Here is a 2,414-nt window from a genome sequence, read left to right as displayed (position 1 = left end):
CCGGATCGGCGCACGCCGGCGGCACCGGGTGGGGCCGTTCGAGCTGAGCGCGATGCACCATTCGTGGCAGCGGCGGTATTACGGCGCGCGCAACGCGATGCAGGTGGGGCTGCAGTACGGCTTGCGGTTTCCGGTCGCGCTGGTGCCGAATCTGCTGACGGTGTGGCAGGTGATCCAGGTGGTGCTGTGCGAGCGGGAGAAGGGGGCGAAGCTGCGCGGGATCGCGCTGGGCGTGCTCGACGGAGTGTTCGGCCGCTTGGGGGCGATCGACGCAGCGCGCTCGCGCGGGGCGGCTTGGGCGAGCGTGCAGCAACGCAGCACGGGGCAACCGGAATCGTCAAGCAGCCCGAACGAACCTCGCCGCGACGCGATGCCTGACGCCTTGCGTCACGAGGGCGAGATCACGGCGAGATAACCTCGAAATCAGGCTGTCGATGCAACCAGACGGCAGGCGGATGATCTGTCGAATTTGACGCACGCAACGCTACACCATGACAAACGACCCGGCGCGCATGAAGGACACCCGACGCGGATGAATCAGGAAGCAACGAGAACGACAGTCGGACGTGCGGCGAACTGGCTCGCGCTCGCGACACTCGCATGGACGCTCGCCGGCTGCGTGCCGTCGGGCTTCAAGCCGACGCTCGCGCCGCGCGAGCCGGACGACGACGCGCTCGCGCAGACGACGGGCGGCGCCACGCACGGCGCGTGGCCGAGCCCCGACTGGGTCAGGCAGTTCGGCGATCCGCAGCTCGACACGCTGGTCGGCGAAGCGCTGCAGCGCAACCCGACGCTGCAGGCCGCGCAGGCGCGGATCGGCGTCGCGCAGTCGCAACTGCAGCAGTTCGAGTCGCTGACGGGCCTGACGGCGACGGCGGGCGCGTCGCTGAGCAAGGCGCACCTGCCGCGCTCGGGCGGCACCGTGAACACGGTGGTGAACGGCTTCCCGGTGTCGGTGCCGCTCGTCGGCGAATCGGTGATGTCGTCATCGTCGCTGTTCGTCGGGCTGAACTACCAGCTGGACCTGTGGGGCAAGAACGCGGCGGCGACGCGCGGCTTGATGTCGATGCGCGACGCGGCGCGGGTCGAGGCGGAGCAGGCGCGGCTCACGCTGTCGGTGGCGGTGGTGACGCTGTACGGCGAGCTGGACCGGGCCTGCGCGCTGCGCGACCTGCTGCAGCAGAAGCGCCGCTCGAGCGAGCAGGTCGAGACGGTGCTGCGCGAGCGCGCGGCGCGCGGGATCGACAACGGCTACGACGCGGACGACGCGGCGCTCAAGCGCAGCAAGCTGCTCGAGCAGATCGCGCTGACCGACGAGCAGATCCAGTTGCTGAAGCTGCAACTGGGGGGGCTGACGGGCCGCGGGCCGGAGCGGGGGCTGTCGCTCGCGCGGCCGAGGCTCGCGCCGCTCGCCGACGCACCGCTGCCGGCGCGGCTGCCGGCGGAGCTGCTGGGGCGGCGGCCGGACATCGTCGCGGCGCGGCTGCGGGTGGAATCGGCGTACGCGGCGATCGACGGCACGCGCGCGTCGTTCTACCCGGACGTGAACCTGGCGGCGCTGGGCGGACTGTTCGCGCTGACGCCGGCGTCGCTGTTCTCGCGGGATGCGCTGGGCGGCTCGATCGGGCCGGCGCTGTCGCTGCCGATCTTCGATCGCGGCCGGCTGAAGGCGAAGCTGGGGGGCGACGTGGCGAACGCGGACGTGGCGCTGGCGCAGTACAACCAGACGGTGGATGGGGCGCTGGGCGAGGTGGCGCGGCAACTAACGTCGCTGTCGACGGTCGATACGCTGCTGAAGGAACAGCAGCAGGCGGTGCGCTCGGCGCAGCGGATGGTGGCGCTGGCGGAGGAGCGGCACCGGCGGGGGATGGGGATGCAGAAGGACGTGAACCTGGCGCGGCTGACGCTGCTGGACGAGCGGGCGCACGCGATCGAGCTGCAGGCGCGTCGGCGGACGCTGCGGGTGGGGCTGATCGGTGCGCTGGGCGGCGGCTTCGACGGACGGCAGGCGAGCGGCGCGCCGCTCGCGCAGGCGGGCAAGCCGTTCGCGGCGGCGTCGCGGCCGGCCGGGCCGGCGCACGATTGATCGACCGAGCGCATGCACGACGACCCCGCCGATGGTCCCGCCGATGACCCCGCCGACATGGGCAAGCATGCCGCTCACCCGAACCCATCCAACACGAACCCATCCAACGCCATCACCATTGTGTATACGAGAGATTCGAACGATACCGCCGTCGAGCATGCCAGCGCGTCGGACAAGACCGCCGTCGACGCCGAGCACGCCGAGCACGCTGAGCACGCTGAGCACGCCGAGCCGCCGCCCCATGGCGCCACGCCACCGACGCACGCCAAGACCTTGAACGACACCGCCACCGACACGCTGCGCGCGAAGACGCCAAACGACACGGCGA

Annotated in this window: 1 protein-coding gene and 2 pseudogenes; all 3 read left to right on the top strand. The window is 71.5% G+C overall.

Annotated features, from left to right (window positions below; translation table 11 throughout):
* Nucleotides 1-415, top strand: a pseudogene (locus WS62_RS19670) (glycosyltransferase family 2 protein); the annotation flags it as partial.
* Nucleotides 416-532: 117 nt separating this feature from the next.
* Nucleotides 533-2,086, top strand: a complete 1,554-nt coding sequence (locus WS62_RS19665; RefSeq protein ID WP_066574188.1) for an efflux transporter outer membrane subunit — start codon at nt 533-535, stop codon at nt 2,084-2,086.
* 12 nt (nt 2,087-2,098) lie between these two features.
* Nucleotides 2,099-2,414: pseudogene (locus tag WS62_RS19660) on the top strand (hypothetical protein); the annotation flags it as partial.

Origin of the sequence: Burkholderia sp. ABCPW 14 (genome assembly GCF_001523835.1) — a bacterium.
In the GTDB taxonomy this organism is placed as follows: domain Bacteria; phylum Pseudomonadota; class Gammaproteobacteria; order Burkholderiales; family Burkholderiaceae; genus Burkholderia; species Burkholderia mayonis.
Note: the sequence above shows the minus strand (reverse complement) of the source record. Positions and strands in the feature narration are given on the sequence as shown.

Bases quoted from the DNA above. Each gene is read 5' to 3' on its own strand.
- WS62_RS19665 (WP_066574188.1), top strand. From the start codon at position 533: ATGAATCAGGAAGCAACGAGAACGACAGTCGGACGTGCGGCGAACTGG.